Genomic DNA, 4,434 nt, shown 5'->3' on the forward strand with positions numbered 1-4,434 from the left:
GCCCCCAACCCCACCACCTACGTCCACACCCCCGTACCTGGGTGGACCCTCTCGGGCTGACGCCCTGTGTCCGTCCGGGGACTGTGTACCGGAGCGACACCCGGGGGCCCGACGAAATTTTCGACGTCGGCTTTGAACCGCGGGGGACTAACATGGATCTGATGGAACACGCCAGCGGTTATTCGACCGACTCTGGGTATGTCGCGACGACAAAATGTGAATCCATTGCAAAGGAGCGAGGCGGGCATGTCTACCACATCGACGGCATTTCGGGAATCGACGTGAACGAAGCCTGGCCGGGGAATGTGTTCGCTCATGAGGAAGAGATCGCGGTTCCCGGACGTATCGACCCAAGTCGCATCATCGGAGTGCGGCTGCGCGGAGGTAAGTGGATCGCCAATCCCCGCTACCGACCATTGGATTCTTAGTGGAGACACATCAGTTGCTGGCCGTAGGTGATGGCAGCCGCCAAGAGTATGTTGCCCTCGGCGTAGAAGAAGCGGGAGATCCGTCGGTCACTTTAACCCGAGCTGACGGAACGACCTCAGTGCACCGAGGCGTAGACCTTTTTGAGTGCTTGAAAAGCGCACGGAGATCGCTGGAAGGGGAGGGATTGCTCCTGTGTTGCCAAGGGGCGCGTCCCCTGGTCTTCCCATCGGGAATGACCCGCCAAATGTCAAACGGGCGCCTGGCCTACGCGTTGCGACGTGACCCTCCGCTGACCGACACGGACTTGGTGGACATCTTCACGCCGGCCCAACCAGACGAAGTGGGCTCACTAGAGGAGCAGCGCCATGCTGTCCTCGATTTCTTCGGCTTTTCGAGAGCCGATGAGCAATCGGGTGACGGCCCTGGGGCGCAGTAGGTTCGCACCCGACCCCTCGGGGACGCGGTACGTCTACGCGATGGTCGCGATGAGCGCGGCAGCGGCTGGCCCACTATCGTCTGCGGACCGGATCGGCCAGCATCAATGGCTCGATCCGGCCCCACGATGCATCGTCGATCACTCATCGGACAGATGCATCCGATCGACTGATGAGCCTGCCCGACATGCTCAGGACCATCTAGCACTGGCGGCGAACGGCCGCCGCACGGTCAGGCGTAGCCCCGCCGCTCGTCGCCCGCCCGCGCCGCCACCCTCACTTGCTGATGGCAAAACGCATCAGCGCGTGCTCGTCCCCCTGCTTGATCTTCCCCGTCTCGTTGATCACCTGCGCAACGCCACCCTCACCTACGCCCACCTGACCCGCGCCCAGCGCGCACAGGAAGCGGCAGAGGAAGCAGCGGCCACCGCGGGCACGGTGCCGTCACCGGCCCGCCACGGCCGCACCGGCCCGCCGCTCCTGCAGACGCCCCCCGCCCGGCTGGAGACCCTGGCCCCTGGCACGCCCGGAGGCCCGCACCTGAACCACCACCCCCTTCCTCCCCACCGAAGAGCGGCCTTTCCCCGTGCACGCGGCACGGGCCATCAAGCCACCGACGTAGCGATAGAGGCCCCTCGGTTCCGCCCTGTGGCTACTGCGCCCACACGAGCCCGAGTTCGGCGAGAGCTTCCCGCCGCTCGACATCGAGTTTGGCCCGCCGGGTCTTGGCGTTCGACAGCCACACCCCGAGCTTGACCTCCGTGCCGTCCGGGAGCATCTCCACGTGCCCCCTGGGGACGGTCACGGAGCCCGTGCGGGCCTTGTACCGCCGCAGAGCTTCAACCCCCCGCTCGAAGGCGCCGATGGCACCCTTGCGGGCCTTCCCGAGCGCCTCTGCCTCCGAGGGCACGGGCAGCGGGATGATGCCGAGCTTTTCCAGGCGCTCGCGCTGCCCCTCCATCAGCCCCTGCCACACCGCGTGCTCCCGCTGCCGCTCCAGCCAGCGCCCGACGTCCATCCCGTGGACGGTGACGCCTGGCAGGACGTCGGCGAGCCGGGCGTCCTCCTCGGCCAGCAGTTCGCGTACGGCCGCGTAATGCCGCTGCCAGATCACTGACCAGACCGGATTCCAGTCCGGATCGATCGCCGCCAAGGCCTCGGCCCGCTCAGGGTAGGCGGCCAGGACACCAGGCCGGCGCAGATTCGACAGCCATTGCCCGATCGGCTTGTCCAACGTGGTAGCGGTGCGCGGCGCGCACAGCGTCCGGTGCTGCCCGAAGTACACCCGCGCTGCCGCCAGATTCTCCTCAAACGCCGCGTCGGCCGCATCCCACACCATCCCGAGCGCTTCGAGCCGCTCGACCCGCCCGGCCGGCATCTGCCCGGCCCCAAAAGCGCGCCGCTGCTCCGCGACCCACCGCCCCAAGGGCATCGGCCCCTCCCGGTGCTCGTACGCCACCCGCGCGTGGCCCTCCCGTTCGACGTACCGGCGCAAGGCGGCGTACCCGCGCGCCCAGTCCTGCCGCTCGGTATCGATCACGTTGAACGACACCCACTCCGCGACCATCACCGGATCACGCGGAGCGGCAAAACGCAGCAGAAACCGGTTCTCCTCTTCACCTACCTCCGGCTCCGGCCCAATCCACACCGACGGCTGAACGACCCTTTTTCGCGACTCCTGAGGAATGGCAAGCAATTCGATCGCCTCTTCGTCATGGGCCCGAAGCCCCTGCAACACCTTCACCAAGGGCCGATAACTACCGGAGGTGAACATGTCCTCCGGCAGCTCACCAGGCTGCAGGAAGACAGGCACGATCAGCGACGCGAGCTTGCCCTGTCCGGGCTTCTGCCGCAGGGCCCGGCCGACGGCCTGGACGATGTCGTGCGGCGCGCCCTTGGGGTCCAGAAAAGCCACGGAGTCCACTGCCCGAATGTCGACACCTTCGCCCAGAACGCGGCAGTTGGAGAGAACCGCCCGCCGCGCGGTGGTGCCAAAGGAGCCCAGGACCTCCCGCCGACGCTCGGCCGGGTGCTCCCCACACAACCAGTCCGCCCACATGCGCTTGGGGTAGGTCTCCGGCTGGTCGGCGTGCAGTTTGGCCGCGACCATCGACAGGCCCTCGGCGTACGCCTGCGCCTCCATGGTGCGGTGATGGAAAGTGATGCAGGTATTCAGCCCGTGCTCTGCCATGGCCCGCAGCAGACCGGCCTGCAGCGCAGCCATCCGCTGCCCTCGAATCTCCTCTGCGTGCCGCTCCGGGCCGCGCAGCCGCTCCGGAGTGACCTCGGGGTCCTGCAACTCCAACACGATGATCTGGTACCGGGCCAGCAGGCCGCGTGTCACCGCAGAGGCCAGCGAAAGCTTGTAGAACACCGGCCCGAAGATCGACTCATCATCCATCGACGCCGCCATCTCCTCCGGCAGCGGATCCCGCGCCCCCTCCCGCACCTCCGACGACGCCGGCCGCTCCTGCCAGATCCGCGGTGTCGCCGTCAGATACAGCCGGCGAACCGCCGGGATGATCCGCTGGTCATGGATATCCGCCCATGCCTTCCCGAGCGACCCCGACGTCCGGTGCGCCTCGTCCACGACGGCCAGGTCCAAGGGGGCGAGCTGCTGCCCGTACGCGCCCTCGAACGCCTCGGCCAGTGCTCCCAGGCTCGCATAGGTGGCGTAGATGGTCACCGGCCCGGTGCCGTGCCACATGGCCAGGCGCACCGGGTTGGTGGTGCACCGTACCTTGAGGTTCCACAAGTCCGGATCATCGTCCAGTGAGCACACGGCCACGGCCGGCCCGGTGTGGCCGACCTTGTGCCACTCCTTGACCGTCTGCACGAGCAGGTCCAGCGTCGGCACGAGCACCAGGACGCGACCGCGGGGGGCGATCTGCCGGGCGGCGAACGCGGCGACGACGGTCTTGCCCGTCCCGCACGCGGAGATGACCTGCCCACGCAGCCCGTTCGCGGGAATCCTCTTGCCAGGAGGGATGTCGAAGCCGCGGATGATGGCGTCAACGGCTTCGATTTGGTGATTGCGCAGGTCTCTCCGAGTCATGGCCATTTTCCAGTGCTCCCCTTCACAGAATGCGAAGCCGGCCAAGATTTCCCGGAGCCGGCAGCCCGGGCCGGTGGTACGACGTACTTACAAAAGATACACAGCGCATCATCGTGATGCATCCAGCTCCCAGCAGCTTACATCGCCGTATTGACGCTTGATTGGTTGCCTTGTAAGGCACGGGATGCCACGGGTACGATGCCGTATCCGGGTTCGCACTCGGGGAGTTGGGTGCAGGGTCTTGGGCGGAGCGCAGCGGAGCCCGTCACCCGAGGAGGGAAAGATTCTGGGCGCGACACGCCGAGCCATCCCCGAGTAGGGGGAGTAGCTCACAATCCCAAAAACTACACGACCCCGAACGTGATGCACCCCCACTGCCAGCCGTTCGGGATCCCGCTTGCGGGATCCCGGTCAATTCGCGCTTGCGCGAATTGACGTCATTTCAGCATTCCGCTTGCGGAATGCGATTCCCGCGCTTGCGCGGGAATCTGGCGAAGCGTCAGCGGAGCCTTTCTC

General features: G+C 66.6%; 2 protein-coding genes and 1 pseudogene. 1 reads left to right on the plus strand and 2 read right to left on the minus strand.

Annotated elements, in window-relative coordinates; genetic code table 11:
• Positions 1-83: 83 nt before the first annotated feature.
• Positions 84-428, plus strand: a complete 345-nt coding sequence (locus ACSNOK_RS31025) for a scabin-related ADP-ribosyltransferase (RefSeq protein WP_436784129.1) — start codon at positions 84-86, stop codon at positions 426-428.
• A gap of 711 nt (positions 429-1,139) precedes the next feature.
• On the opposite strand, the pseudogene ACSNOK_RS31030 reads toward ACSNOK_RS31025, so the two are convergent.
• Both ACSNOK_RS31030 and ACSNOK_RS31035 read right to left on the minus strand, forming a co-directional pair.
• Positions 1,140-1,235: pseudogene (locus tag ACSNOK_RS31030) on the minus strand (TerD family protein); the annotation flags it as partial.
• A 280-nt stretch (positions 1,236-1,515) separates the two neighbouring features.
• A complete protein-coding gene (locus ACSNOK_RS31035) occupies positions 1,516-3,918 on the minus strand; it encodes a Helicase associated domain protein (RefSeq protein WP_436784130.1) in 2,403 nt (800 codons plus the stop codon).
• Positions 3,919-4,434 lie beyond the last annotated feature (516 nt).

Origin of the sequence: Streptomyces sp. URMC 126, assembly GCF_051386555.1 — a bacterium.
Taxonomy (GTDB): domain Bacteria; phylum Actinomycetota; class Actinomycetes; order Streptomycetales; family Streptomycetaceae; genus Streptomyces.

Coding starts and splice junctions, on each gene's coding strand:
- ACSNOK_RS31035 (WP_436784130.1), bottom strand. CDS start 3,918: ATGACTCGGAGAGACCTGCGCAATCACCAAATCGAAGCCGTTGACGCC.